General features: G+C 64.3%; 29 protein-coding genes and 1 pseudogene. 11 read left to right on the plus strand and 19 right to left on the minus strand.

The features are described from left to right. Window positions 1–27: 27 nt before the first annotated feature. On the minus strand, window positions 28–666 hold the full coding sequence (locus ACZY1I_RS30320; protein WP_463761121.1) for a PE domain-containing protein: 639 nt from the start codon (window positions 664–666) through the stop codon (window positions 28–30). A gap of 357 nt (window positions 667–1,023) precedes the next feature. Here ACZY1I_RS30320 and ACZY1I_RS30325 point away from each other — a divergent pair, with 357 nt between their 5' ends. Further along, a complete protein-coding gene (locus ACZY1I_RS30325; protein ID WP_463761123.1) occupies window positions 1,024–1,392 on the plus strand; it encodes a PE family protein in 369 nt (122 codons plus the stop codon). Window positions 1,393–1,421: 29 nt separating this feature from the next. Here ACZY1I_RS30325 and ACZY1I_RS30330 read toward each other — a convergent pair whose 3' ends face one another. Next, window positions 1,422–2,108, minus strand: coding sequence for a response regulator (locus ACZY1I_RS30330; RefSeq protein WP_463761125.1), 687 nt, complete (start codon window positions 2,106–2,108; stop codon window positions 1,422–1,424). Continuing rightward, window positions 2,090–3,382, minus strand: a complete 1,293-nt coding sequence (locus ACZY1I_RS30335; RefSeq protein WP_463761127.1) for a sensor histidine kinase — start codon at window positions 3,380–3,382, stop codon at window positions 2,090–2,092. The genes ACZY1I_RS30330 and ACZY1I_RS30335 overlap by 19 nt, the downstream gene beginning before the upstream one ends. Before the next feature lie 112 nt (window positions 3,383–3,494). Between ACZY1I_RS30335 and ACZY1I_RS30340 the strand changes: the two genes are divergently transcribed. Next, on the plus strand, window positions 3,495–4,400 hold the full coding sequence (locus tag ACZY1I_RS30340; RefSeq protein ID WP_463761130.1) for an NAD-dependent epimerase/dehydratase family protein: 906 nt from the start codon (window positions 3,495–3,497) through the stop codon (window positions 4,398–4,400). Window positions 4,401–4,403: 3 nt separating this feature from the next. Here ACZY1I_RS30340 and ACZY1I_RS30345 read toward each other — a convergent pair whose 3' ends face one another. Next, entirely contained in the window at window positions 4,404–5,225 is an 822-nt protein-coding gene (locus ACZY1I_RS30345) for an alpha/beta fold hydrolase (RefSeq protein WP_463761134.1), read from the minus strand. 67 nt (window positions 5,226–5,292) lie between these two features. Between ACZY1I_RS30345 and ACZY1I_RS30350 the strand changes: the two genes are divergently transcribed. Beyond that, window positions 5,293–5,790 carry a hypothetical protein gene (locus ACZY1I_RS30350; RefSeq protein WP_463761137.1) on the plus strand — a complete coding sequence of 166 codons (498 nt, stop codon included), beginning with the start codon at window positions 5,293–5,295 and terminating at the stop codon, window positions 5,788–5,790. A gap of 2 nt (window positions 5,791–5,792) precedes the next feature. On the opposite strand, the gene ACZY1I_RS30355 is transcribed toward ACZY1I_RS30350, so the two are convergent. Genes ACZY1I_RS30355 through ACZY1I_RS30365 form a run of 3 tightly spaced genes read right to left on the minus strand, consistent with a single transcriptional unit; the run spans window position 5,793 to window position 7,828 of the window. Next, window positions 5,793–6,539: an SDR family NAD(P)-dependent oxidoreductase gene (locus ACZY1I_RS30355; RefSeq protein WP_463761250.1), complete on the minus strand. Its 747-nt coding sequence runs from the start codon at window positions 6,537–6,539 to the stop codon at window positions 5,793–5,795. 21 nt (window positions 6,540–6,560) lie between these two features. Next, complete coding sequence (locus ACZY1I_RS30360) at window positions 6,561–6,992, minus strand: tautomerase family protein (protein WP_463761139.1); 432 nt, start codon at window positions 6,990–6,992, stop codon at window positions 6,561–6,563. 14 nt (window positions 6,993–7,006) lie between these two features. Continuing rightward, window positions 7,007–7,828 carry a hypothetical protein gene (locus ACZY1I_RS30365; RefSeq protein WP_463761142.1) on the minus strand — a complete coding sequence of 274 codons (822 nt, stop codon included), beginning with the start codon at window positions 7,826–7,828 and terminating at the stop codon, window positions 7,007–7,009. Between the two features lie 432 nt (window positions 7,829–8,260). On the opposite strand from ACZY1I_RS30365, the gene ACZY1I_RS30370 reads away from it, so the two are divergent. After that, window positions 8,261–8,689 carry a hypothetical protein gene (locus ACZY1I_RS30370; RefSeq protein ID WP_463761145.1) on the plus strand — a complete coding sequence of 143 codons (429 nt, stop codon included), beginning with the start codon at window positions 8,261–8,263 and terminating at the stop codon, window positions 8,687–8,689. Beyond that, window positions 8,686–9,426, plus strand: a complete 741-nt coding sequence (locus ACZY1I_RS30375) for a hypothetical protein (RefSeq protein ID WP_463761149.1) — start codon at window positions 8,686–8,688, stop codon at window positions 9,424–9,426. The genes ACZY1I_RS30370 and ACZY1I_RS30375 overlap by 4 nt, the downstream gene beginning before the upstream one ends. Before the next feature lie 73 nt (window positions 9,427–9,499). On the opposite strand, the gene ACZY1I_RS30380 is transcribed toward ACZY1I_RS30375, so the two are convergent. The 3 genes from ACZY1I_RS30380 to ACZY1I_RS30390 all read right to left on the minus strand — a co-directional run bounded on the left by ACZY1I_RS30380 (window position 9,500) and on the right by ACZY1I_RS30390 (window position 11,676). Further along, window positions 9,500–9,769 carry a hypothetical protein gene (locus tag ACZY1I_RS30380; protein WP_463761150.1) on the minus strand — a complete coding sequence of 90 codons (270 nt, stop codon included), beginning with the start codon at window positions 9,767–9,769 and terminating at the stop codon, window positions 9,500–9,502. Between the two features lie 148 nt (window positions 9,770–9,917). Next, window positions 9,918–11,393, minus strand: a complete 1,476-nt coding sequence (locus ACZY1I_RS30385) for an amino acid permease (RefSeq protein WP_463761152.1) — start codon at window positions 11,391–11,393, stop codon at window positions 9,918–9,920. A gap of 13 nt (window positions 11,394–11,406) precedes the next feature. Continuing rightward, on the minus strand, window positions 11,407–11,676 hold the full coding sequence (locus ACZY1I_RS30390) for an EF-Tu/IF-2/RF-3 family GTPase (protein ID WP_463761153.1): 270 nt from the start codon (window positions 11,674–11,676) through the stop codon (window positions 11,407–11,409). 54 nt (window positions 11,677–11,730) lie between these two features. Between ACZY1I_RS30390 and ACZY1I_RS30395 the strand changes: the two genes are divergently transcribed. Next, the gene (locus ACZY1I_RS30395; RefSeq protein WP_463761156.1) at window positions 11,731–12,099 is read left to right on the plus strand and encodes a hypothetical protein; all 369 of its coding nucleotides are present in this window, start codon (window positions 11,731–11,733) and stop codon (window positions 12,097–12,099) included. On the opposite strand, the gene ACZY1I_RS30400 is transcribed toward ACZY1I_RS30395, so the two are convergent. Next, on the minus strand, window positions 12,086–12,991 hold the full coding sequence (locus ACZY1I_RS30400; RefSeq protein ID WP_463761157.1) for a haloalkane dehalogenase: 906 nt from the start codon (window positions 12,989–12,991) through the stop codon (window positions 12,086–12,088). The genes ACZY1I_RS30395 and ACZY1I_RS30400 overlap by 14 nt on opposite strands. 98 nt (window positions 12,992–13,089) lie before the next feature. Here ACZY1I_RS30400 and ACZY1I_RS30405 point away from each other — a divergent pair, with 98 nt between their 5' ends. Further along, a complete protein-coding gene (locus ACZY1I_RS30405) occupies window positions 13,090–13,707 on the plus strand; it encodes a TetR/AcrR family transcriptional regulator (RefSeq protein ID WP_463761158.1) in 618 nt (205 codons plus the stop codon). Here the strand turns inward: ACZY1I_RS30405 and ACZY1I_RS30410 are convergent. Then, entirely contained in the window at window positions 13,704–14,717 is a 1,014-nt protein-coding gene (locus ACZY1I_RS30410) for an NADP-dependent oxidoreductase (RefSeq protein WP_463761160.1), read from the minus strand. The genes ACZY1I_RS30405 and ACZY1I_RS30410 overlap by 4 nt on opposite strands. 84 nt (window positions 14,718–14,801) lie before the next feature. On the opposite strand from ACZY1I_RS30410, the gene ACZY1I_RS30415 reads away from it, so the two are divergent. Continuing rightward, window positions 14,802–15,644, plus strand: coding sequence for a class I SAM-dependent methyltransferase (locus ACZY1I_RS30415; protein WP_463761162.1), 843 nt, complete (start codon window positions 14,802–14,804; stop codon window positions 15,642–15,644). Window positions 15,645–16,205: 561 nt separating this feature from the next. After that, the gene (locus ACZY1I_RS30420) at window positions 16,206–17,255 is read left to right on the plus strand and encodes a M48 family metallopeptidase (protein ID WP_463761163.1); all 1,050 of its coding nucleotides are present in this window, start codon (window positions 16,206–16,208) and stop codon (window positions 17,253–17,255) included. A gap of 10 nt (window positions 17,256–17,265) precedes the next feature. On the opposite strand, the gene ACZY1I_RS30425 is transcribed toward ACZY1I_RS30420, so the two are convergent. The 6 genes and pseudogenes from ACZY1I_RS30425 to ACZY1I_RS30450 all read right to left on the minus strand — a co-directional run bounded on the left by ACZY1I_RS30425 (window position 17,266) and on the right by ACZY1I_RS30450 (window position 22,045). Beyond that, window positions 17,266–18,345, minus strand: coding sequence for a hypothetical protein (locus tag ACZY1I_RS30425; protein WP_463761165.1), 1,080 nt, complete (start codon window positions 18,343–18,345; stop codon window positions 17,266–17,268). 84 nt (window positions 18,346–18,429) lie between these two features. Continuing rightward, a complete protein-coding gene (locus ACZY1I_RS30430; RefSeq protein ID WP_463761169.1) occupies window positions 18,430–19,266 on the minus strand; it encodes a glycoside hydrolase family 16 protein in 837 nt (278 codons plus the stop codon). A gap of 39 nt (window positions 19,267–19,305) precedes the next feature. Then, the gene (locus tag ACZY1I_RS30435; protein ID WP_463761251.1) at window positions 19,306–19,659 is read right to left on the minus strand and encodes a PE/PPE C-terminal domain-containing protein; all 354 of its coding nucleotides are present in this window, start codon (window positions 19,657–19,659) and stop codon (window positions 19,306–19,308) included. Window positions 19,660–19,973: 314 nt separating this feature from the next. Next, window positions 19,974–20,478: pseudogene (locus ACZY1I_RS30440) on the minus strand (PPE family protein); the annotation flags it as partial. 51 nt (window positions 20,479–20,529) lie between these two features. Continuing rightward, window positions 20,530–21,720 (minus strand): PPE family protein, encoded by a 1,191-nt coding sequence (locus ACZY1I_RS30445; protein ID WP_463761172.1) that lies wholly within the window; start codon window positions 21,718–21,720, stop codon window positions 20,530–20,532. A gap of 28 nt (window positions 21,721–21,748) precedes the next feature. After that, window positions 21,749–22,045: a PE family protein gene (locus ACZY1I_RS30450; RefSeq protein ID WP_463761174.1), complete on the minus strand. Its 297-nt coding sequence runs from the start codon at window positions 22,043–22,045 to the stop codon at window positions 21,749–21,751. Between the two features lie 800 nt (window positions 22,046–22,845). Between ACZY1I_RS30450 and ACZY1I_RS30455 the strand changes: the two genes are divergently transcribed. Further along, on the plus strand, window positions 22,846–23,148 hold the full coding sequence (locus ACZY1I_RS30455) for a hypothetical protein (protein ID WP_463761176.1): 303 nt from the start codon (window positions 22,846–22,848) through the stop codon (window positions 23,146–23,148). Window positions 23,149–23,169: 21 nt separating this feature from the next. On the opposite strand, the gene ACZY1I_RS30460 is transcribed toward ACZY1I_RS30455, so the two are convergent. After that, entirely contained in the window at window positions 23,170–23,835 is a 666-nt protein-coding gene (locus tag ACZY1I_RS30460) for a cutinase family protein (protein ID WP_463761252.1), read from the minus strand. Between the two features lie 156 nt (window positions 23,836–23,991). Between ACZY1I_RS30460 and ACZY1I_RS30465 the strand changes: the two genes are divergently transcribed. Next, window positions 23,992–24,174, plus strand: a complete 183-nt coding sequence (locus tag ACZY1I_RS30465) for a glycerophosphodiester phosphodiesterase family protein (protein ID WP_463761253.1) — start codon at window positions 23,992–23,994, stop codon at window positions 24,172–24,174. Window positions 24,175–24,297: the final 123 nt, after the last annotated feature.

The raw sequence follows: 24,297 nt of genomic DNA on the forward strand, positions 1-24,297 counted from the left end.
TACCAAACTAGCGCAATAGAATTCGTGTCAGAGCAGCTGCTCGCGGGCTTGCTCATCCTGGTCTTCGCGCTGACGATCGTCCTGGTCGTCCGACGGGGACGTGGCCGACGCCAGACCCGCTTTGGACGCACCGCCTGCCGACGCGCCGGCTCCCATCCCGCTGCTCAGCGGGGCACCGCCACTCATCGCCGACGACCCGGCGCTGGCGGCCGTCGAAGCCAGCTGCGATGCCGGCGCTTCGGCCAGGCCGGCAAGGAGTGGATTGCCGGCAGCAGCACCCAATTCGCTTTGCAGGGCCGCGGCGCCCAACGCCGCGGCACCGGCGGGTCCGCCCCCCGATGCCAGACGCGACATGGGCGAGGCACTGAACGCCAAGGCGACGGCCGCGTTGTTGTCGGACTCCCCGTACATGCGGGCGATATCGGTCAACGCGCTGCCGGTCCGCATCAGTTCTTCTTGAGCGGCCGTGTTCGAAGCCAGCATGGTCGCAGCCTCCTGAGCAAAGGCCAACACGGCCTGCGCCGAGACCTCTTCGCCGCCGGCAGGCAGCAGACTGCTCAACATCGACATTCCAGCCGTCGAACCGGCGTTGATGCCCTGGCTGCCGATATCGACCAACTGCGACCCGATGTCGCCGGCGGCCGGATCGTGGGACATGGAATCCATTGCCATCTGCGTACTGCTCCTGTGTGTTTGTGCGCAACCCGAACCGAGGAGTCCACGACCGCGTCGCACTTCAATTCTAAGGTCTCCAATGCAGGTCGAGAGGCACCTTTTTTCACTTCGGACAGCATGGCCCCCCACCCGCGCGCGCCCGGCCTGAGCAGAATGCGCAAAACCGCGAAATCGTCGCTTATTCCGACTATCGACCATAAGCGCGACACCACGGTCACAGCGCCATAGGTTCGCTCTCACCAAACAACGCAGTTTGCACGGCAGTGTCGCCGACTTTCGCATCGCGGAGGAAATTCGGCACTGCACAGCAACAGGAGTGTGCAAATGCGCGAAATTACATTTCATCCGGTGGCAGCTGACATCGCTGCACAGGTAGTCCAGATCGGTATCAGCAGCCTGGAGGCCGGCAAGCGGGCATCGGTGTCGCTGACGGGGTTGGCCCCGGCCGGTGCCGACGAGGTATCCATGCAGGCTGTGGAGGCTTTCCAGCACGAAGCCTCCGCACTGCTGGCGCTGAACAAGGCGGCTCAGGCCGAACTCATGCGCGCCGGTGACGCATTGGTACAAATCGCGCAGTCCTATATCGACTTGGACGAGTCGGCGGCAACGCGCTGGTATTCAGTGCGCTTCCGACGTCCGGCCCTGGTCGCACTGTTCAATACCACCGCTAGCCACAAATTCTGTAATGCAGAGACCAATAATGGCCGCTCGGCATAAAGCCAGAAAATGGCGGTTGCAGGGGCGGGTTAGCGCGGCCGTGACCTGCTGTTCGCGGCGAACTCCTGTTCGGGTCGGCCCGTGGTTCCGTACCGCAATCCGACGGTGACCTCACCGGTGGTGGCCAAAGTCGCCAGATACCGTTGAGCGGTTGCTCGGGAGATGCCGATCACAGCCGCGACTTCCGCCGCCGACATCGGTGCCGGTGCTGAGTGCAATGCCTGTACCACCAGCTTTTTGGTGGGAGAGGCAACGATCGTCGGCGACTCAGCAGGGACCATTCGCGGACGCAGCGCATCCAGAGCCGCGTTCACATCGGCCGCGCCGAGGTTCGGGCCGGACAGAATCTTGCGGTAGCGGGCATAACCGGACAGCCGAGCGGCAAGTTCGGTGGTTGCGAACGGCTTGACCAGATAACTCAGGGCGCCCGCTGCCATGGCCGCACGAATGGTCTCCGCCTCGGTGGCCGCCGTCAGAACCAAACTGTCGCCACGCAGTTCGCGGACCAAGTCGACGCCGGAACCGTCGGGCAGGTACACGTCGACGAGCGCGAGGTCGACGCCTGGTGATCGGCGAACGGCCTCGCGCGCGGCCGCAAGTGTGTTCGCCGACGCCACCACGGTGAAACCCGGCAGCGCATCGACGATCCCGGCATGCATATTGGCGACGCGAAAGTCGTCGTCAACCACCAGCACGGTCAGGTCTGAGCCACCCATTGCTCCTCCTCAGTCATCACGTCCGGCAACACGGCGATGAATTCCGCACCGGTCAGCCCTCGTTGCGCAGCCGGATTATCCGCATTCGACAGCCGATGGTCACCGCCGAGGGCGTGGCTGATCTGCCAGGACAACGCAAGCCCGATGCCGCGTCCGCCGGGGATCCCGGAGTCCGATTTCGTCGTCGCGCCCTCGGTGAAGAGCTGATCGACAAAATCGGGCGCCACTCCATCACCGCTGTCGGCCACTGTGACGTGCAGTGTCGAACCCTGTTGCAGCAGTTCGATTTCCACCTTCTTGTCGGGCTTCTCGCTGGTTCGCGCCGCATCGATCGCGTTGTCGATCAGATTGCCCACCACGGTGGTGACGTCGACCGGTACCTCGAGAGTGCCCGACACCCAGGTGTTCTCGCCGATCGTCAATGTCACACCGACCTTACGCGCCGCCGCGGCCTTGGCCGCCAGGAACGCCTGCAAGTGGGCGTCGCGGATGGAGTCGATTCCCGCGATCGCCGACCCCAACGGACCCGAGCCGAGCAACTCCTCCAAATACTGCAGTCCCTCCTCGACATGGCCGGTGTGCAACAGTCCGTTGAGCAAGTGCAAACGGTTGGCGAATTCGTGACGCTGTGCACGCAACGCGGTACTCATCACCTGCACCGCGTCGAGTTGTCGGGTGAGTGACTCGACGTCGGTCCGGTCGCGCACCACCAGTACGGTGCCCAACTGTCGCCCATTGCGCTGCACTTTTCGCGCCGACAGCACGACGATCCGCTGGCCTACCGTCGCCAGCGTCGGTGCAGCCTGGCTCGTTTCCGATGCGGCGTAGAAAATGCCGGATTGATGGACTACCTGATCGTGTCCGGCCAGCGCCCGCGCCGGATCGGTACTCACCCTGCGGCCCAACTCGTCGCGATGGGGATGTGCGAGCCTGATGCCCTGCGCGTTGGTGATGACGACGAACAGCACGTGCGTGCGCTGCTGAACGCGGGAAGCAACCGTCTGCAATGGACCGGTCGCGAGCTCGTCCACGACCGCGGGCGATGCCGAGAATCCACTGTCGTCATAGCGCCCGATGTTGGTGAGCACGGTATTGGAAGAGGCGACCACTTCAGCGACATCCGTTGCGTGGACGCCGGTTTGCAAGTCGAGGCGGTGCCGATTGAACTCGGCGAAAAGCACGAACGCGACGATCAGCGTCAGCGTGATCAGCACGAGTTGCAGCAGCAGTATCCGGCTGGCGAGCCGCAAGTCGATGCGAGCCCTGGTGGGCATGGAGGGACACCATCACGACCGATGAGCAGAATGCGCAAAACTCGTGCGCGGGTCAGTTGGCCAGCGCCAGGCACGGCGAGGCGTCCGGTGCGGCACGGATTACCATCAGCCCATGCGCGACGCGAAGATCCTGATCACCGGGGCGACGGGCCAAGTCGCCACCCCAGTTGCCCTGGCGCTGGCGGCCGACAACGAAGTTTGGGGCATTGCCCGGTTCACCGACACCGCGACACGGACCGTCCTGGAGCAGGCCGGCGTGCGGTGCGAAGCAGTCAACCTGGCCGCCGGGGATTTCACCAGCCTGCCGTCCGACTTCGACTACGTCCTCAACCTGGCGGTGGCCAAGAGCGGGCGTTGGGACAAGGATCTGGCCGCCAACGCGGAGTCGGTCGGCCTGCTGATGGCGCACTGTCGCGGTGCACAGGCCTTCCTGCACTGCTCGTCGGCAGCGGTCTACGACCCGCCCGATGACGAATTGCGCACCGAGCGCACCGCTTTGGGCGATAACCACAAGCCGTTGTTCCCCACCTACTCGATCTCCAAGATCGCCGGCGAAACGGTGGCGCGGACGATGGCGCGGGCGCTGGGCGTGCCCACCACCATCGCGCGCCTCAACGTCCCCTACGGCGACAACGGCGGGTGGCCGTTCTACCACATGGAGATGATGCTGGGCGGCGTCCCGATTCCGGTACCGCCGGGCGAACCGGCCCTCTACAACCCGATCCACCAGGACGACATCATCGCGACGATTCCGAAACTGCTTGAGGTGGCGTCGGTTCCGGCAACGACGGTCAACTGGGCCGGCGACCAGATGGTCAGCCTTCAGGAATGGTGCGAGTACCTCGGCACGCTGGTCGGCCGGGAACCGGAGTTCAACGAGAGTGCACAGGCGTTGCGCGGCAACCCCGTCGACGTGGCCCGGCTGCACGAACTCGTCGGCGGCGGCAGCACGGTCGACTGGCACGACGGACTACGCCGGATGGCGGCCAAATTTCATCCCGAGCTGGTCAGTTCCTAGCGATCACAGGTAGCTCAGCAGGCGCTCGGCGAACACTTCTGGGTGTTCGCGGTGCATGAAGTGCCCACCAGGGACCTCCTCGACGGTGTACTCCTTCTTGAACATCCGGGCGGCGAACCGGTAGTCGGCGGGATATGCGATTGGGTCGTCAAGCCCGGCAAAGACGACGGTGGGCACCGCGATTCGAGCCTTCAGCGATGCCGAGGGAATGGGGGAGAGCTTTCTGTAATAGCCGAAAGCCGCGTTCAGGCTCGCCGAGTTGGCGAAGCTCGCTCGGACGGCGTCGAATTCACTCGGATCGGGGTTCCAGGTTGGCGACCAACGCCGGTAGATCGCCGGGAGCGCGGCGAAATCGTTGCGCGCGAATCGGTTCGGAGCACCGGGTAGCTTGTACGCCGCGAAATGCCGCACACCCCAGACCTTCTTCAACGTCGGCTTGAGCGCGGCCGGGTGTGGAATTCCGATCACGAACAGCTTCGTTACGCGGTCTGGACCGAGTGCAGCCGCGCCGTAGGCGGCCGACGCTCCCCAATCGTGGCCGACCAAGATGGCGTCCTGAGCGCCCAGCGCTTCGATCAACGCCAGCGGGTCGCGCGCCAAGGTCTCCTGATCAGGGTCTCGATCCGGGATCGCCGTTGGGTGGTACCCACGCATGAACGGACTGACCACGCGGTATCCCTTGGCCGCGATTCGTGGAGACAGGTCGTCCCAGGTGTGGGCGGTGTCCGGGAATCCGTGCAGCATCAGCAGCAAGGGGCCGGAGCCCTCTTCCAGGTACGCGAAGCGCAGCCCGTTCGCTTCGACGAATTGGATCCCATCGACCATGCCCGGGACGCTACGCCAGGTGTATCGAGGTGAACAGGCCCGAAACCACCATGCCAAGATTTCAGTCATGCCGATGTACGTGCGCCACACCCAGTCCGCGCAAATCGACCACTTGCCGGACCGGATGCGCGGCAAGTTGGCCGAGCATGCCGCGTCCCGCCAGATCGATTTGGACAACGTCCGCCTCTGGCTGACCCAGAGCCAGAACCCGCCGGCCAGTGCGGGACTCGGAAAATTGTTGCGGCGCCGGGCAAATCCGGCCGATCCCGACGACGAGCACACCACGGTCGTGGTTTTGCACCCTACCCAGTTGTTGGTGGTCATCGACGGCGCGAAGCGGGGTACCGCTGTGCTTTCGCTGCCGTTGAGTCAAGCGTCGGTCGCAACCGGAACTGGTTTGGGCGCCAAATTCAATCCCGCCGCCAATGATGCACCCGGGTTCACAATCACCGGCTTCCCGGGCGAGCGGGTCGGCAGCTTCTACGTAGGCATGGGGCCGGAACCTGCTGCAAGTGAATGCTTTTCAGCGGTTCAAGCGGCGATCAGCGCGGTCAAGAATCCCTGAAGTCACATCACCTGTCCGCCGTTGACACCGAGCACCTGACCGGTGATATAGCCCGCCTCCTCGGAGCACAGGAAACCCACCGCAGCGGCGATGTCTTCTGATGATCCCATGCGGCCCACCGGAATTCGCTTGGCCAGTTCCTCGGGTGTGCCGAGCTTGCCGTCACCCTGCGACTGTCGCGACATCGGGGTGTCGATGCTCGAAGGCGGAACGTTGTTGACGGTGATCCCTTTCGGCGCGTACTCGTTGGCCAGTGATTTGGTCAACGTGATGACGGCACCCTTGGCTGCGGCGTAGTGCGCCATCCGGGCCACACCACGTTGCGCACTCGACGACGAGATCATCACAATCCGGCCCCACCCGCCGGCAACCATGTCCGGCAACGCGACCTGACAACTGTGAAATGTGCCGGTCAGGTTGATGTCGATGATTTCGTTCCACGACTCGACGGTGATGTCGGCAAATCGCGAGAACGCGGCCTTTCCGGCGCTCGTCACCAAAATGGCGACCGGACCGAGTTCTTCTCGAACGACGGCGAAAGCCGCTTCGACGCCGGGGCGGTCGCTGACATCCACCTCAACACCCACCGCGGTGACACCCGCCGCGCCCAGGTCGGCAGCGACGCGCCGCGCGGCGTCGCCGTTGATGTCGAGCACGCCAACGTGGTGGCCGCGTCGGCCAAGCTCATGGCAGATGGCTTCGCCGATTCCTGACGCACCCCCGGTCACCACCGCGACGCGGCCCTGCAGTCCCGACAACCTGATACCTCCTCAATCGGGGTTGGTCAGCCCCTTTACCTGCTGACGGTAGATGATCCTGCCGGCTCCCGCCCAATTCCCCTCGGGCACTTCGTGAATCAATATCCATACGTGATACGCGCGCGGGCCGGCCGGGTCGATGTCCGCGGCCGCGCAAACCGCGGTGTGCACCTGGGCGACCAGTTGCTCCTTGAGTTCTTTCGACATCGCACCGTCGAACACCGTCATATCGACCCGAAACCGGGGCTGGCCGCCCGGATGACCACCCACCAGCTGCGCGGCAGGGTCGATCTCATGCAGGTAGACCCACGTGTTGTCGCGCATGAACGCGGTGTCCGGCGCCCGTTCGGCCCGCAGCAGCACCGCGACCAGTTCATCGGCCAACGTGTGCACCGCGTCGTAGGTCAGTGAACCCCGCACGAACGTCAGATCGATCATCGGCATGGCAGCACCGCATTTCACTGATAGATGGAAGCCACCCAGGGCTGTGAGCACAACCGCTGCTCAGCGGTCGCTGGATCTGTACCGGCTGCCCGAAGCGCCGCGGTGCGCTGCGCCAGTGCGCCCGGCGGATCGTCGTCCTCGTTGAGCGCGCACAGGACGTCGCCAGTGTGGACCCAACCGCGGCCGTCGCCTGCGACCGGAGCCTCGGCCACCTGCATGTCCAGCACCGCGACAGTGACCAATTTGTCGTCCACCCACCGGTACAGCGTCACAGTGCCTGCGACCGCGCTGGAGTGCGCATAGTTGCCGAAGAACCCCTCGGCCGTTCGATAGAAGCGGCGAAAGCCGAACAGTTCACCGGCCCGCACGAAACGCGGCGGCGAGCCGGTCAGCCGCCATACCGCCATCGGTTCGCCGCCGGTCCCGCCGCGTCCGTTGACCACCAGCAACACCGGACTGCCGCTTTGATCGATGTCCTTGAGCACTGGCGCTACGCCGGTTTCGCCGACCTGGTCGGTGAGCTCGCTGAATTGCTGAATGACCGTCCCTTGATCTCGCAGGCTGAACGACCAGGGGGGGTCGCTGGAGACCTCGAGCGTCAGGTTTTTGATCGAAAGTTCGCAGCGAACGTGTTGGTCCGTCAACTTGGTTTCGTAGGGGATGTTGAGCGTCTCGCAGGAGGGTGACTTCGGTTGTGACGCAGCCGTACTCGCCACGCTGGATGCGCCCTGGGCAGCCTGCTGTGGCGCTGCGCACGAACCGGTCCCGAATACCGACATCGCGGCGATGGCCGCCGACGCAGCGCGGACCGGTGGCGCGAGACGGCGTAACCACATTCCGCGAGCGTAGCCGTTGCGGCACTGCCAGGCTCGTCGTCGCGAACGCCGGCTTCAGCGCTCAACTGAACAGGGCGAAGCGACTGTGTCGGTCGGCTTTCCGGCGCGACTACCGCGTTATTGTTACGCCGACTACCCCGGTGGCAATGCGGATGTCGCACCAGCCGACCCGTGGTGAGGAGCGCGAATGGGATTGGACTCTGGCCACCGCGTTGCCCAAGAGCGCCGACTTCCCGCAGGACTGGGGTTACTTACTGACCGGACGATTACAACGGCCCCGCCCCACCCGCAACCAGTACAGTCGCAGCCGCGCTGAGTCCCGGACCGGCCGCAGCCGTTTACGACCCGGCCAGTTGTGGGAGCCTGCCCAGAATTCTCGATCACTCGGGTGCCACCCTGGCCGCCTTCGTTCACGTCGACCGCTACGCCCAGTTGTTCGTCCAGGATGCGCCGCCGGCGGACGCGGCGGCCACCGGCGAATCGCACGAGCACGGCCCCAATGCACGGTTCGCGATCTGGGTCGTTCCGGACGGGCCGGCCCAGGTGGCGAATTACCTGACCTGGTTGAACCAGCGCGGCAGCTATCGCGTCACCAACCGCTTTCTCGACGGAGACGTGAAGAACCGGCGCGATGTCACCACGACGGTCGAGGCGCGGTCGGCCGACGGCGCCGATGCCGCCGTCACGGTGACCCGGAAGTTCGCACCCATCGCCAGTCGCGATCCGGCCTCGACGTACCAGGTCAGCTACTACGCGGTGCGCGGCGTCCTGCTGGAATGCACCATCTACCTCGAGGGTGCCGAACTCGACCAGGCGAAGCAGGTTGCCGCCCGCTCACTGCAAAGGCTGCGCGCACTATGAGTAGTACGACTCTGCCGCATAAATCACGGATCCCGTGGCTGATTGCGGCCGCGCTCTGTGCGATCGCCACCGCCGCCGTTCTGGTGATGGGACCCACCGCAGTCAAAGCTTTCCGACATTCAGACGCGACGCCACTCGCGCCGAAACTCGCTGCGCTCAACGATCAGCAGTTGTCCGAGTTGCTGCCGAAATCCACCGACTTCCCGACCTCCTGGACCGTCAGTGACATCAAAGAACTCTCGGACACGTTCGGCTACTTCAGGTATCACGTGAGCGATGAGGTGCTCGGCATCACTCCGGTCGAGTGCTTCTCGGCGATCGGGGTGGCCTCCATCGGCGCCTTCGATGCGGCTGAGGTGTTCGCGCACGACCGGGCGGGTGCACCAGATGTGGCTGCCCGCAGGGATGTTCGTCGGATGATCGGCCGCGAATTCGATCCGGCCGGGTTTGAGAGATTCACCGGACTGGTATCGAAGTGCCTGCAATTCACCAGTATCGCAGCCGGCAGTTACACGGTCCGGGTCTTGGAGGACTCGCACGCCGGCGCAGCCCCGCAGCGGCTCCGGTACTCGGTCACCACAACCATCGGCGTCGACCCCGCCGACGAGACGCGGACCGACTACTACTCCTATGCGCGCGCCTCCGGGTTGGTCCTGACCGGTACGGCCAGCAACGGCCACCAACAAACGTTCGATGCGTTGTTCGACAGCACGCTGAAGCGGATTGCCAACCGCTGACGCGGCAGACCCAAAAGGAATGGGTCCGAACCATTTTCAGGTTCGGACCCATCCGAAGGCATCAATTCGGGCATCAGATCCGGTCGGATTCAGCGCCCTTCTGGTAGCGGTTCAGGAACCCGATCGCACCGACGGCGGCGGCCGCACCGATGACGAGCGTGAACACGACGTTGAAGGCCATCGCGCCGGCGAACCAGCCGAACGTCATCGCGACGTACAGCATCCAGAACAGTCGGAACAGGGACCCGACGGCGACAACTGCCAGGCTGATACCGATCCAGAGGCTCCGCTGCCGTTCGACGCGGTTGATCTGCTGTTCGATGCTGGCGGGGACGATGTTCATGCGAGGTCTTCCTTTCGTGGCGCGCCGCCTCGGTGGCGTCGTCGTTGCACTAAGTAGAGACTCGCCGTCCGGCTACCGATCCCAACTACGCGTCTTGGATCCGCCGGAGTTCGATGTAGCGCCTAAGGGGCCGCCGACCTTGCCACCGTTAGTCCGAAACTCCTCGATGATCTGGCTCATCGTCGTTCCCGTTCTGCTGTCGATTCATCTCAGCCTGAAACGTGCGGTACTGCTCGGCGCGGCCTGGTCGGCGTCGAACGATCAACCAACCGGCCGCCAGGACCAGGAACCACGCCGGGAACCATGCCATCGCGATGGCGGTGTCCGGTGCCGTCGACAGCGTCCAGATCACGAACAGGAAGAAAGCGAGGACCGCCCAGCACATCACCACTCCACCGGGCATTTTGTAGTATGAGGCGGCATGCCGCGGGGCGTGCCGGCGGCGGTAGACGAGGTAGCTGACCACGATCATCGTCCACACGAACATGAAGAGCAGCGCGGCGACCGTCGTGATCACGGTGAAGACGCCGATCACCGAACCGCCGGCGTACAGCAGCGGAATCGACAGCAGCAACAGCGGCGCCGTCAACAGCACGGCAGCCGCGGGCACCCCACCACGGTTGAGCCGGCGAAAGATCGCCGGGGCACTGCCCTCATCGCCGAGACCGAAAAGCATTCGGCCCGTGGAGAAGACACCTGAGTTCGCCGACGAGGCCGCCGAGGTGATCACGACGAAGTTCACGATCGACGCCGCGGCACCGAGCCCGGCCAGCGCGAACATCGTCACAAACGGGGACTCGCCACTGGCGATATGCCGCCAGGGCACGACGCCCAGGATCGCCAACAGCGCGCCGAGGTAGAAGATTGCCACCCGCAACGGCACGGCATTGATGGCGCGGGGGAGGGTACGACGGGGGTCCGCGGTCTCGGCCGCAGCGGTGCCGACGAGCTCCACCCCGACGAAGGCGAAGAACGCGATCTGGAATCCGCCAACTACACCCATGAAGCCGTTGGCGAAGAACCCGCCGTCGTTCCACAGGTTCTGCACGGTTGCCCGGTCCCCGTAGGGCGAAACGAACCCGGTGGCCACCAGGATCACACCCAGCACGATCAGCCCCAGGATCGCGGCGAGCTTGATCAGCGCGAACCAGAACTCGATCTCGCCGAAGTTGCGCACGCTGAACAGGTTGAAGGCCAGCACCAGCGCAACCGTCACCACTGCCGGGATCCAGACCGCGACGCCGGGCCACCAGAACCTGCAGTAACCGACGATTGCCACCACTTCCGCGATGCCGGTGACAACCCAGGCAAACCAGTACGACCAACCGATGAAGAAACCCGCCGCGGGTCCCAACAGGTCCGCGGCGAAATCCACGAATGATTTGTAGTTCAGATTCGACAGCAACAGTTCGCCCATTGCCCGCAGCACGAAGAAGACGAAGAAACCGATGATCGCGTACACCACCACCACGGCCGGACCGGCTTGGGCAATCGTCCGCCCGGAACCCATGAATAGCCCGGTGCCGATCGCGCCCCCGATTGCGATCAACTGAATTTGCCGATTCGACAGCTCGCGATGCAAGCGGGGGGCCGCGGCGTTGGCGGGGGTTACCTCATTCGACATTTCAGCGCTTGCGCTAAGCCAGGAATCCGGTTGCGGAGGTGATGACATCACCTGCGGTCAGTTCGTCTGTTCCGACCTTCGATAAAAGAATGCCGACGTTGTCGCCGAGGCCCGCAGTCCGAACCTTCTTCCGCAGCACTTCGATGCCGTCGACGCGCAGCCTGTCCCCATTGTTGATCCGTACCTCATCTCCGACGTTCAATTCGCCGTACTCCACCTGGCCGGTGGCCACGGCTCCCCGGCCACTAATGGTGAAGACGTCCTGAACGGTCATGCGGAACATTGCGCAAACGCTACTCGGCGCAGCCGTTGAGCCGCTCGGTCGTAGCCTGATCCCATGGGCTGGTTCGAACGGGTGAGAAAGGCCAGTGCGGGACAGCGGGTCACCCGCGGGGACAAGCAACAGGCTGTCGACAGTTTCGCCGAGCTCAGCGCGCTCAGCACCGAACGGGAACGGCTCATGCGCGTCGGTCTGCCGGGCGTTGCCACGATCGTCGCTATCCGGGAGAACGTCGCGACCACCACCTTGGGCACCTGGCACGAATTGCATCTGGACGTGCAGCTACCCGACCGGGACAGCTACCGCGCCACCAGGCGGGTGGCTGTCGAGCTCGCGACGGTGCCACACGTCGCGGTCGGCGCCGAAGTGCCGGTCCGCGTCGACCCGCGAGACTATTCGGCGGTGCTTGTGGTCATGAGGCTGTGACCGGGAGTTTGGCGAGCAGCACGTCGGCGAGTTGCTCACCGCGGTCTTCCTGCAGGAAGTGCGCGGCGCCCTCGATCCGCACCTGTTCGCCCGCCGTGGGAATCAGATCGCAGAACAGATCGCCAGACCGGGGGTAGGGGAAGACCGGATCAGCGTCCGAGAACGCAACCAGTGCAGGCTTGTTCCATCGGGACAGCTCGTCAGAGATCGCCTTCATCTGCGCCGCACCGGGCGCGTCTTCGGTTGTCGGGACGAGCAGCGGGAATTGGGCGGCACCTGCCTTTGACTCGGCAGTGGGGAAGGGCGCGTCGTAGGCGGCGACTACCTCATCAGACAGTTGCGTCGTGGTGGCGCCTTGTATTACGAAGCCGACCGGAAGGTCTGGGTTCTTCTCCGCGAAGTCCCGCCAGGCCAGGAAGCCCTTGGACACCCGGCCGGTGAACAAGCCGGTATTCATCACCATCAGCGCGTCCACCCGCGCCGCGTTGTCCACTGCCCAGCGCAGTCCGATCGGACCACCCCAGTCCTGAACAACGACGGTGGCACCGTTGAGGTCCAGGGCACCGAGCACATTGCCGACGAATTCACTGTGGCGATCGAAGGTGTACCAGCGACGATCAGTGGGCTTGTCGGAGCGCCCGAAGCCGGCGTAATCGGGCACGATGACCCGATGTCCGGCCGTGACCAGCGGCGGCAGCATCTTGCGGTACAGGTACGCCCAACTCGGCTCGCCGTGGAAGCACACGATCGGCGACCCGTCGCGTGGTCCCTCGTCGAGATAGTGCATTCGCAGCCCATCGACCTCGATGTAGTTCGGCGCAAAGCTGTAACCCGGAAGGTTCTCGAAACGAGCGTCGGGCGTGCGAAAGACCTCGCGGGTGCTCGAACTCATCGCTGCCATCTCCGATCGATAGTGGGGTGTGGCATCGGTTAGAGAAGTAATGTAGTGGATTGTTGACCGACCAGTCAACTATCCAATAACCTGAGTGGGTGCCACGGACTTCGGACGCGCGGGATCGCATCGTGTCGACCGCGGCCCGGCTGTTCCTCGAACGCAGTTATCACGCGGTGGGAGTCGAAGAGCTTTGCGCGGCCGCTGACGTGCGCAAAGGCAGCTTCTACCACTACTTCGCTTCGAAAGCCGACCTGGCGAAGGCGGTTATCGACTGGCACATGCGGGTGTTTCAAGCGCAATTGAGCAGCACACCGGTCGCCACACCTGCCGAGCAACTCTGCGCGATTCCCGACGCGATCGGCGGAATCCACGCAGAGCTGTATCGACACTTCGGGCGCTTCGTCGGTTGCCCTTTCGGCAACCTGGCTGCCGAGCTGTCAACCACCGACGAATCCGTACGCGTCCACCTCGCCGGGCGGTTGGCTGCACTGGAAGCGCAACTTGCCAGGGTCTGCCGCGACGCCGTCAGTGACAAGGTGTTGCGCGATGACGTCGACCCAGACCGCATGGCGCATGCGCTTTTCGCCCACTACCAGGGGCTTATCCTGCTGGCCAAGCTGCAAGGCTCGAACGTGTCAGACCTGACCCCCGCGTTGCACGACTTCGTCAACGGGTACCTGGCCGAACCGGTGGACAGGCAGGCGGCCGGCTAGGGGTTGACCTTTACCATCAGCTTGCCGACGTTCTTACCGTCGAACAGCATGTTGATCGCGGTCGGCAGCTGCTCGAAGCCCTCGACGACGGTCTCCAACGGCGTGATCTTTCCTTCGCCTATCAAGCCGGCAATTTCGCTGATCGCTTCGGGTGCGCGGCCGAAGTGGTCCAGCACAATGAACCCCTGCACCGTCGCGCGCTGAATGAGCAAGTTTCCGAATGCACGCGGACCGGGCGGCGGATCGGCGTCGTTGTAGCCCGAGATCAGGCCGCAAAGGGCGACGCGGGCGTTGACATTCAGCCGCGCGAAGATCGAGTCCATGATCTCGCCGCCGACATTCTCGAAGTCGACATCGATGCCCTTGGGTGTAGCCGCCTTGAGTTGCGCGCGCCAGTCGGCGGCCTTGTAGTCGACGGCCACGTCGAAGCCGAGCTGTTCGGTGAGCAGAGCGCATTTCTCTGCACCACCTGCGATCCCGACGACCCGGGCGCCGTCGGCCTTCGCGAGTTGGCCGGCCACCGAACCCACCGCACCCGCGGCAGCCGAGACCACGACTGTCTCGCCCGGTTTCGGCTTTCCGATGTCACGGATACCGATCCAAGCGGTGAGCCCGGTCATGCCCAGCACGCCCATATATGCGCTGGGGGAAACGCCTTCGGCGACGGTGACAGGCATCAACGGATTTGTGTCCGACGCGACGATGTACTCCTGCCAGCCGACCAGACCCTGCACGATCTGACCCACCGGATATTTGTCGGTGTTCGACGCCACAACCTCACCGATACCGCCCGCTCGCATCACCTCGCCGATGCCGACCGGCGGCAGGTAGGTCGGGATATCGCTGATCCACCCGCGGTTGGTCGGGTCGAGGGAGATCCAATCGATGCGAACCAGAGCCTCGCCATCACCGATATCGGGAATCGGTTGTTCGCTGAGTTCGAATGTGTTGGGTCCGATGCGTCCAACGGGGCGTTCGTGCAGCAGAAAACGACGGTTTCGGTCGGCCATTTCCGAACCGTACCCGACCAGCGCATCGACGCCGATCGCGATGTCGGCGGCCAGTGCTATAACGCAGGTATGTCAGGCAGACCAATGTCAGAACACCATGTCATCACCCACGTTTCCGATACCGCCCGATGGACGGCATTGCATCGTGCGACCGAATCGGCGCGCCCTGACGCTCTGTTCAGCGACCCACTCGCCGAGCGACTCGCGGGCGAACAGGGCCGTGCGATCGTCGCCCGCGTACCGCGGAGCACACGCAACGGTTGGTGGCTTCTCGCGCGCACCAAAATCATCGATGACGCGATCGTTGATGCGATCGCCGACGGCTGCGACCGGGTGTTGAACCTCGCCGCCGGCCTGGACACCCGTCCGTACCGACTCGATCTGCCCGCCGATTTCACCTGGATAGAGGCTGACCTGCCGGAATTGCTCGCGGAGAAGACGCGGTTGCTCGCTGACCAGACCCCACGGTGCCGACTGACCCGTACCGCGGTCGATCTGGCGGATGCAGGGGCGCGCGACCCCTTCCTGGACGCGGCGCTCGACGGAGCCGAAAAGGCCCTGGTGCTGACCGAGGGTCTACTGATGTATCTGAAGGAACCCGACGTCGCGGCGCTTTCGGCGGCGATCAAGCGCCCAGCAGTCTCCTGGTGGATGCTGGATTTCGCCGGGCCGGGCCTGAAGAAAATGATGAACAAGAAAATGGCCGGCTTGTTGCAGAATGCGCCGTTCGTATTCGCACCAGAGAACGGGTTGGCCTACTTCGAAGACCTCGGCTGGCGGGTGGCCGACGCTGAATCCCTGCTTAGCGCTGCACACCGGTTCCGTCGCCTACCGCTACCGCTACGCCTGGCCGCCCGCCTGCCTCAACCAGATCCGCGGCATCCCGGCGGGCGGCCGTGGAGTGCGGTTGCACTCCTGGCTCAGTGAGCGCGAAATGCCAGGATTCGGCCCCATCGAGCAGAGCAATTTGCGCTCCGGACGCCTACCCGTCGCAGGTAAGGGCTTGGTCTCAAATTCACGGCCAATTCTCATCTTCAGCCACGGTTAGATCACAGCTTTGCTGGGCATCCTGGAAAACGAAGCTCGAAAATCACACGGTTGTGGTTTGAAGTATGGGTTCTCGAGAGGAGTTGACAATCGTGACCAGTGAATCAGAGGCAAATGTAATTTATTTGCAGTCTCACCCGCTGTGGACTGCTGCTCAGCAGCAGGAGAGTCAACTCCAAGAATCTATGCACCGGCATCCCGCCTTCAAGGCGAGCCAACGTGCTGCCGCGATGGGTGGGAGCACCGGATCCGAACATCACCCCGTCCGGCGGTACCGCATCGTCAACGCACCGGCCTGACGTTCTCAGATTTATTTGCAGCCGTCCGACCAGCGATAACCGGACCACCCGCTCCAAACGCTCGCCGATCTGAGCGAGACTTTGCTGCGGAATTTGCCGCGTAGCGCTCCCTTATTCTGATCGAGACACAAAGGGGAGTGCCATGTCGCAAACACCTGCCGCAACGCGGGCCGCATTTCCGGGGATCAGCTCGCGGGCGTGGGAGCACCCCGCCGACCGGACCGCCCTATCGGCACTGCGTCGGCTGAAGGGTTTCGATCAGATCCTGAAACTGCTGTCTGGCATGCTGCGCGAACGGCAACACCGGCTGCTGTACCTGGCCAGTGGCGCGCGGGTGGGGCCCCGCCAGTTCGCCGACCTCGACGCGCTGCTGGATGAATGCGTGGATGTCCTGGACTCGCCGGTCAAGCCCGAGCTCTTCGTGACGCAGTCGCCCATCGCGAACGCGTACACAATCGGGATGGAACAGCCGTTCATCGTGATCACGTCTGGTTTGTACGACCTGATGTCGCACGACGAGTTGCGATTCGTCGTCGGCCACGAACTGGGCCACGCGCTGTCCGGCCATGCGGTCTACCGCACGATGATGATGCATTTGATGCGGTTGGCGGGATCCTTCGGGTTCATGCCGATCGGCGGCTGGGCCTTGCGCGCGATCGTCGCGGCCCTGTTGGAATGGCAGCGCAAATCGGAACTGTCTGGTGACCGCGCCGGACTCCTGTGCAGCCAGGACCTGGACGCCGCGATCCGCGTCGAGATGAAGCTCGCCGGTGGGAGCCGACTGGACAAGCTGGATTCCCAGGCGTTTTTGGCCCAGGCCCGAGAGTATGAGAAATCCGGCGACATGCGCGACGGCGTGCTCAAACTGTTGAACTTGGAGTTGCAGACACACCCGTTCTCCGTGCTGCGGGCCGCCTCACTGACCCGGTGGGTGGACACCGGTGGATACGCCAAGGTCCTGTCCGGCGATTACCCACGTCGAGTCGATGACGACAGCGCGTCATTCGCCGACGATCTCGGCGAGGCTGCCCGCCACTATAAGGACGGCTTCGACCAATCCGAGGACCCGTTGATCAAGGGAATCCGCGACGGGCTCGGCGGAATCGTCGACGGTGTAGGGCGGGCTGCCACCAGCGCAGCGGACTCGTTCGGTCGCAAGATCAACGAATGGCGGCAAAAGCCGGGCGAATGACCGGCCGGTTCTAACCCGCGGAAATCGACGCGACTTCGGCAGGTTCACCCACCCAGGCGGCGAACACCGGCACCCCGGCCCAGGGATCGCGTCGTCGCCGCCCGCCGGTGACGGCGATGACGGCATAGGGATGGCCGAACCGCAACGTCGCGGTGCGGGATCTCGCGGTCGACGGCATGGCGCTGCGCTGGGCAACCGCCGTGACTGCCGCCGCCTCGAAACCCCACTGCCCGTAGCGCGCGACCGCGGACTGTCGGGCCTGCAGACCTTGTAGGTCTTGCAGGTCTAGTGCTGCGTCGAGGGTGCGACCGGCCGCAGCGAAGCCCAGCGCGGGATCAGCAGTCAGTTCGTGGTCGGATGACGCCTGCCACGCCGGCAGGACGACTCGTACCTGGTCTCCACCTGGCCTGCGGTCCTCGGTGATCGTCCAAAACTCTGCGTCGCCAGCCGGCAGATCCGACAGATCCCGGCGGCGCACGGCCGAATTCGTGGCTTCTCGCCGCGCGATGTCGTGGGCGGCGGCCAGGACCTCTTCACAGGTCGCATCCTGGCCCGCGATCACCGACGTCACCCGCAGCGAATCGTCACCGACAGCGGTATGCACCCCGACCGTGCCCAGCCTGGCGGTGTCGGTGAGAAACCCGTCGGCGTGACCGAGCGTCAATGCCTGGCCGACCCGCGAACTCCACGCCGACCTCAACTGGCCGGCATCGGTGACCTCGTACGGCCGCAACCAGGCGATTCGAGTCGCGAGTGCGCTGGCCAGAACCAGCGTCATCCCGGATACGTCAACGGGGAATCGGTCGACCATGCCGTCGGTGTGGTCGCGGGCCCACCGATCAGCCTGCGCCTGAGTGGGTATCGGTCCCGTCTGAACCTCCGCAGGCAGTTGGCCGGGCCAATCCTGCACGCCCCACACGGCCAGCGCGGCCCGGACGACGTCGGGCGGATCAGTGCACAGTTCGTCGAGCGCCCGTCGTGCCTGCTTCGCATCGACGCCGAGGACGTTCTCCAGTTCCCGGCGGTCGGCGCCCTGTGCCAGCGGCGCCACCAGAGCCAGGATCATCCAGGCACCCAACGGCGAAGACACCGAGTGCCCGCTGGCGTGCAATCGGCAGAACCGACGGGAGTATCGGGTGATCAGAGTGCCGACGTCCATGGACTCGGGCGGGGACTACCAGACGCGGATGTAGTCGACGAGCATCTGGGCCGGGTAGGTACCCGGTCCCGGGTCGCCGCCACCTGAACCCGCTACCGCAAGATTGAAGATCGGGAACACCTGGTAGCCGGGGTTGTTGAAAGGCCAATCCGGGAGCGAATTGGCTGGGATGGTGAAATACGGTTGCGCGCCGTCGGCGTAGTCCTGCCAGAAGCGCATTCCAGCGTCATCCCACTGCACTCGCCAGGTGTGCCACGCGCTGTCCAGGGCGATGTTGTGGGTCTTCCATTCCGAACCGTTGGCCTTCGCATGCACGGTGGTCGCCGACGGCCACTTGCCATTGCCATACCACTCGATGATGTCGATTTCGCCCTGGGCGTCGCTGGACAACCACCAGGCGGGCCAGGCGCCCGGCGTCAGGCAGTCGAATTTGATGCGGGCTTCCCACGTATGGCCGATGCCGCCCTGCCACGGGCTGAAGATCTTTCCGCCGTAGTAGGTGGGCCCGTCTTTCGCGGCGCGGATGACGAGGTTGGAGTTGCCGTCGATGAACACGTTCTGTCGGTCGTCGCGATACTGGCCGACGTGTTCGGGCAACTCCCAGTACGTCGGGTCTTTGATCGTTTCGCGCGCTTTCGACACCGTCCACTTCGCCGGGTCGGGGGCGGAACCCGCTGCTCCGTCGAACTCATCGTGGAAGATGTAGGTCCCTCCACCCGGAGCCAGTGGCGGTGGCGCAGGATTCCGGGCTGGGTGCGCACCGGCCTCTGGTAGGGGAGCCGCAGCCAGGGCGGCCGCCCCGGTCATCAGCCCCGTCATCAACAGCAAGCGGCGACGATCGATTTCGGGCATTAGCAAGCGACCCTAGCAGGCACGCGTGAACGCCGGTTGCTAGCCGGCGGCCGGCGGTCGCGTCATGAACGTCAATCTGTGCCCGTAGGTCGGAGTCTTGCGACCGTTGCCCGCATTGAAGAACTGGCCGAAAGGCGGGGCCGCCGGAGTGTTGCCGGCGACAACGCCTTCCGCCGCTGCCGGAACCGCGGTGACGTTGCTGACGGTCACCGCCGGCGTCGCCGTGCCATTCGCCGACGTCCAACTGACCGGCACCGAAAGACCGCCGATCGGAACCGATCGACCGAGCGCCCCGGCTACGCTGCCGACTTTGCTCGCGGCCGCTCCCGCGGCCTGGGCAGCACCCTCGACCGCCTTCGCTACCGGCGCCAGATTGTTCAAGAACGTGGTCATTGCCACGATGCCGCTGCCGGACTGCCCGAATCCCTGGCCGGAGGAGAAGACCGCCGCGAGTGCTGAGACATACGGGGAGAGGTACTTGGTGTACAGCGGAATCAGGTCGTCCAGCGGTGTATTGGCTACCAGCCAATTGTCGATCGCGGTGCTGTTGAGTGGGTCCGACAGCGTCTTCAACACATCGGTGACTCGCGGGTTGAGCTGCGTGGCCGCCCTGATGATCTCGCCCTGCAGCGCCTGATTCTGCGCTTTGAAAGCCGCGATGGCCTGATCGATCTGCCCGTACGGATCCGCCACGTCGGCCGGCGCCGGCAATTCCGCCAACTGGGTCGCTGCCGCCGAACTACCTGCGTAGGAGTACATCGCGCCCGCGTCCTGAGCCCAAAACTCGGCGTACACGGCCTCGGTTGCGGCGATTGCGGGCGAGTTCTGCCCAAGGAAGTTGGTCGCTACCAATGCCGCCAGCAGCGCGCGGTTTGCGGCAATCACCGGCGGCGGCACGGTGGCCGCGAACGCTGCCTCGAAAGCCGTCGCCGCAGCAGTCGACTGGATTGCGGCCGCCGTAGCCTCTTCGGCACTGCTGTCCAGCCAGACGATGAACGGGGTCACCGCCGCAAGCGCTGACGCCGACGCCGGTCCGATCCACGGACCACTGGTCAGGGCGGTGATCACCGACCGGTGACCCGCCGCCGCGGCCTGCAAGTCATCGGCCAGTCCACCCCACGCGGTCGCGGCGGCCAACAACGGCCCAGCCCCCGGCCCCGCATACAGCCGCCCCGAATTTATTTCGGGCGGCAACAAGCCATAATCAACCATTGCCTGATCCCCTGATGCCTGTTGACAGTTCAGTCAGCAGTCGCTGCGCCGTTAACCGGCGGCCGGTGGCTTGGCCATGACCAGGGGCTTAAACCCATACGTCGGGACGTTCTTGCCGTAGCCACCGCCGTTGAAGAACTGCCCGAACGGCGGCGCCATTGGGAAGCTGTTGCCGGCTTCGGTGGCGCTGGCCAGGGAGGCCACGCCGGGGTTGGTGGTGGCTTGCCACGGAACCCATTTCGCCGGTGCCGACAGGGCACCGACCGGAACCGCGTTACCGAGACCGGCCGTAACGCTGCCGACCTTGCCGGCGATGCCGGCTGCCGCACCAGCTGCCCCCTGAGCTGCGGCTCCGGCGGCCGAGGCTGCGCCCTCGGCGGCTTTCGCCGCCCCGGCTGCCGCGGGCTTGGCGAAGTTTGCGATAGCCACCAAGCCGTTGGAGACCTGTCCGAAGGACTGCGATGACTGGATCATCGCCGCCAGTGAGTTGATGTAGGGCGAGAGGTACTTGCTGTACAGCGAGACAACGTCGTCCAATGGCGTGTTGGCCACCAGGTACGCGTCGATTGCAGTGCCGCTCAATGGTGTGGACAGCGTCCGCAACACGTCCGTAAACCTCGGGTTGACCTGGGTGAACGCACTGATGATGCTGCTCTGCAGCAGCTGGTTCTGCGCCTTGAAAACGGCGATGGCCTGGTCCGCCATTCCGCCGAGGTCTACCACCTGGGGCGCCGCCGACAACGGCGACAATTGGGTGGCCGCCGCCGCGCTGCCGGCATAGGTGTACATCGCTTGCGAATCTTGCGCCCAGAACTCGGCGTACTGAGCCTCAAGAGACGAGATCGCCGACGTGTTCTGCCCGAAAATGTTGGTCTGAATCGCCTCCGCCAGCAGTGCCCGGTTCGCCGCGATCAGCGGCGGTGGGACCGACGCCGCAAATGCTGCCTCATAGGCGCTCGCTGCCGCGCTGGCCTGACGTGCGGCTTGCGCGGCCTCTTCGGCACTGATGTCAAGCCAGGTGAGGAATGGACTGACAGAAGAGAGCAGCGACGCCGCCGCCGGCCCTGTCCACGGCCCACTGGTCAGCGCGGTGATCACCGACCTGTGTCCCGCCACGGCGTCCTGCAATTCTTCGGCAAGCCCGGCCCAGGCCGCCGCGGCAGCCACCAACGAACCCGCTCCGCCACCGGCGTAGATCTTCGCCGAGTTGATTTCGGGCGGCAACAAACCGTAGTCCACCACTGCTAAACCCCTCTATGCCTCAGGTCGCCTAGACCGCTGCCGCGTTGGCGGCTTCGGTCGCGGCGTACGAGCCTGCGCTGGTCGCCAAGGTCGCCGTCAGCGCTGCCTGGATCTGTGCGGCACGGGCATGCAATTCCTGGAATCGCGCGGCGTGGCCGGCGAACTGCGCCGCCGTCAGAATCGACACCTCATCAACGGCCGCGGGAACAACGCCGGTGGTGGGGCCGGCCGCAGTCGCGTTGCCGGCGTTCAAGGCTGCACCTAGGGACTGTAACTGGCTCGCTGCGGCTGCCAGGTGCTCTGGATAGGTTTGTACGAAAGACATAGGATCCTCCAGCGAACTGTGGGCTCAGGCTGCAGACACGTCAGTGTGTTGCGGTTACTGGCCACGGTATTGATCCTGAGCCGACTGCTTCAATGTCGCCCGTCTGGCAAATCCGCCCTGATCTTGCTGTTTCCGCAATATTCACCTTGATTTTTAGTCACATGGTGTTCATAGATTTCTCGCAGCTCCTTTGCAGGTTTGTGGAGGAATATCCCAAAACCATTGGCGCGCGGAAACGCCACGGAGGCTAGTAGCCGGCTTCGCATGCCGCGCAGTTGCCTTCGCGCCGAGCGATCGGCGCCATGGCAGTGAATTCCTTAAAATCGGCATCTACCAGTAGATTTGGCGATTTGCCGGGCCCGCTGACCGGGGTGTGATAGGGCGCAAGCCGGTCACCACGGGAGCACCGTGCGTCTCGTCCGGCGGGCATCAAATTAGAGCCCTGGCGGCGGGCTATCCACCACCACAGTGCGCATCCGACCCGAGTTACACCGAGACGTTACATAGCACACTTACTGCGATTCGCTAAATGTAACCCCATAGGCGAACCATACGAATCACGTACACAATAGATAAATTCAATGTGAAGATATCTATCTTCTATGCGATATGCCTTCGGCCGCCCGAGCGACCGCCTTATTTCTCACGGCGATTTTATTACACGCGCGTATCAGCGGACCGCCGGCTAAGGCTGGCAAGATTTCCGACGCCCCCTGCACCGCACTCGATCCCGGCATTGTTGGCCAAGGCGTGGCTGGCATGTGACCTCGCCGCGACAGCGACCCTGGACGCTCATCTTCATGACAGTGCTCGTGGTGGGCTCCGCACTGATCGCGGCGCTGTATGTCGGCTACCACTGCGGCCGTCGCACCGGCCACAGGCAGCCACGTTGGAAGACGCGCACCGGCCGGATCACGATGGGCATACTGGCCGCCAATCTGGTCGGCCTCGTGGTCGCGCGCCGGATTCAGCGCAGCCTGTTCGCCCAGCGCGCACTGCCGGCTTTCGTCGGCGGGTGGGGGCTGGCGCCTATCAATAGGCGACCTGTTACCCGGCTACAGGCTCTCCGCGGGAATGCGCCACGGCGGCGCCGCGGTAGGTAGAGCAGCTACTGCGCGGGCGGTCTACAGCCTGCCGGCGACGAAATCGGCGGCCTGATTGGCCATCCCGGCGTCGACATAGGCACTGGCCAAGTGCTGTGGCCAGTTCTCTTTCCAAGTGTTGGGATCCGCCGGGTTGCACACCGGGTCGGCGCCGTGGCACAGCTCGATGGTCCGGTCGTTGTAGGTCGGGTTGAAGTTCGTGATCGGCCCAGCCCACGCGCTGCCATTGCCGAACAATGCGACGGCCGCGATGTGCTGATCGGCGCCTTCGGGCAGGGGGCTGTCGAAGCCGAACGCGGCCATGGGTACCGCGAGCACCACGTCAGTGACCGCGGCGCCAAGTGAATAGCCGCCCAGGACCATGCGGGTGTTCGGGCAGTTGTTCATCACCGACTGGACGTGCCGGCTCATGTCATTGGCGCCGATGTCGATCTCGGAGTCGGCGGGGTACCTCACCGCGTACGTGTTCATGCTCCGCCCCCCGATCTTGGAGCTGAGCGAGTTGATGAAAGCGTTGCCCAGCGTTCCCGTTCCGGCCGATTCGAATCGACCGCGGGCGAAGGCGACATCGATATCCGGGCAGCCGGCCGCGGCGGGGCGAGCCGCGCCGGGCGTCCCGGCAGGCAGCACCGAGCTAGCGAGCAGCAGCGCGGCTGCGATCGCAGTTACAGCAAAGCCACGGTTCAAACACTTCTTCGCATCGGGAAGGCGCACAGCAAGATGGTAGCGACTCCGGTGCTGGCACAGCCAGCCTTAACAACAATGTTTCACCGAGATACTTGGCCGGGGGGCGACGACGGCGTGAACTACGCGGGTTTTCTGCGCAGTGACGGGCCAATCGCCATGGCGCACAGGGGTTTTACGTCGTTTAGTTATCCAATGAACACCTTGGGTGCGTTCCGTGAGGCGACCAAGCTGGGGTTCGCTTACCTCGAAACCAACATCCAGGCCAGTCGCGACGGCGTCGCGGTGATACTGCACGACCACCAAGTTCTCGTCGCCCGCAACCAATGGCGACCTGCGTAAAAGTCGCGGCGATTTAAACCGAGGGCCGTCTCGGACGGAACGGGTATCGCATTAAGTCAGTCCAAATTGCGCTGCGCCCGAATTAGCGCACCTGCGTGACGGGGGAGAACTGATGGGGGAGAC

The organism is Mycobacterium sp. IDUB_37, assembly GCF_055419245.1.

Bases quoted from the DNA above. Each gene is read 5' to 3' on its own strand.
- ACZY1I_RS30320 (WP_463761121.1), bottom strand. From the start codon at position 666: ATGGATTCCATGTCCCACGATCCGGCCGCCGGCGACATCGGGTCGCAG.
- ACZY1I_RS30330 (WP_463761125.1), bottom strand. From the start codon at position 2,108: ATGGGTGGCTCAGACCTGACCGTGCTGGTGGTTGACGACGACTTTCGC.
- ACZY1I_RS30335 (WP_463761127.1), bottom strand. From the start codon at position 3,382: ATGCCCACCAGGGCTCGCATCGACTTGCGGCTCGCCAGCCGGATACTG.
- ACZY1I_RS30340 (WP_463761130.1), top strand. From the start codon at position 3,495: ATGCGCGACGCGAAGATCCTGATCACCGGGGCGACGGGCCAAGTCGCC.
- ACZY1I_RS30345 (WP_463761134.1), bottom strand. From the start codon at position 5,225: ATGGTCGATGGGATCCAATTCGTCGAAGCGAACGGGCTGCGCTTCGCG.
- ACZY1I_RS30350 (WP_463761137.1), top strand. From the start codon at position 5,293: ATGCCGATGTACGTGCGCCACACCCAGTCCGCGCAAATCGACCACTTG.
- ACZY1I_RS30360 (WP_463761139.1), bottom strand. From the start codon at position 6,992: ATGCCGATGATCGATCTGACGTTCGTGCGGGGTTCACTGACCTACGAC.
- ACZY1I_RS30365 (WP_463761142.1), bottom strand. From the start codon at position 7,828: ATGTGGTTACGCCGTCTCGCGCCACCGGTCCGCGCTGCGTCGGCGGCC.
- ACZY1I_RS30375 (WP_463761149.1), top strand. From the start codon at position 8,686: ATGAGTAGTACGACTCTGCCGCATAAATCACGGATCCCGTGGCTGATT.
- ACZY1I_RS30380 (WP_463761150.1), bottom strand. From the start codon at position 9,769: ATGAACATCGTCCCCGCCAGCATCGAACAGCAGATCAACCGCGTCGAA.
- ACZY1I_RS30385 (WP_463761152.1), bottom strand. From the start codon at position 11,393: ATGTCGAATGAGGTAACCCCCGCCAACGCCGCGGCCCCCCGCTTGCAT.
- ACZY1I_RS30390 (WP_463761153.1), bottom strand. From the start codon at position 11,676: ATGTTCCGCATGACCGTTCAGGACGTCTTCACCATTAGTGGCCGGGGA.
- ACZY1I_RS30395 (WP_463761156.1), top strand. From the start codon at position 11,731: ATGGGCTGGTTCGAACGGGTGAGAAAGGCCAGTGCGGGACAGCGGGTC.
- ACZY1I_RS30400 (WP_463761157.1), bottom strand. From the start codon at position 12,991: ATGAGTTCGAGCACCCGCGAGGTCTTTCGCACGCCCGACGCTCGTTTC.
- ACZY1I_RS30410 (WP_463761160.1), bottom strand. From the start codon at position 14,717: ATGGCCGACCGAAACCGTCGTTTTCTGCTGCACGAACGCCCCGTTGGA.
- ACZY1I_RS30415 (WP_463761162.1), top strand. From the start codon at position 14,802: ATGTCAGAACACCATGTCATCACCCACGTTTCCGATACCGCCCGATGG.
- ACZY1I_RS30420 (WP_463761163.1), top strand. From the start codon at position 16,206: ATGTCGCAAACACCTGCCGCAACGCGGGCCGCATTTCCGGGGATCAGC.
- ACZY1I_RS30430 (WP_463761169.1), bottom strand. From the start codon at position 19,266: ATGCCCGAAATCGATCGTCGCCGCTTGCTGTTGATGACGGGGCTGATG.
- ACZY1I_RS30435 (WP_463761251.1), bottom strand. From the start codon at position 19,659: ATGACCACGTTCTTGAACAATCTGGCGCCGGTAGCGAAGGCGGTCGAG.
- ACZY1I_RS30450 (WP_463761174.1), bottom strand. From the start codon at position 22,045: ATGTCTTTCGTACAAACCTATCCAGAGCACCTGGCAGCCGCAGCGAGC.
- ACZY1I_RS30455 (WP_463761176.1), top strand. From the start codon at position 22,846: ATGACAGTGCTCGTGGTGGGCTCCGCACTGATCGCGGCGCTGTATGTC.
- ACZY1I_RS30465 (WP_463761253.1), top strand. From the start codon at position 23,992: ATGGCGCACAGGGGTTTTACGTCGTTTAGTTATCCAATGAACACCTTG.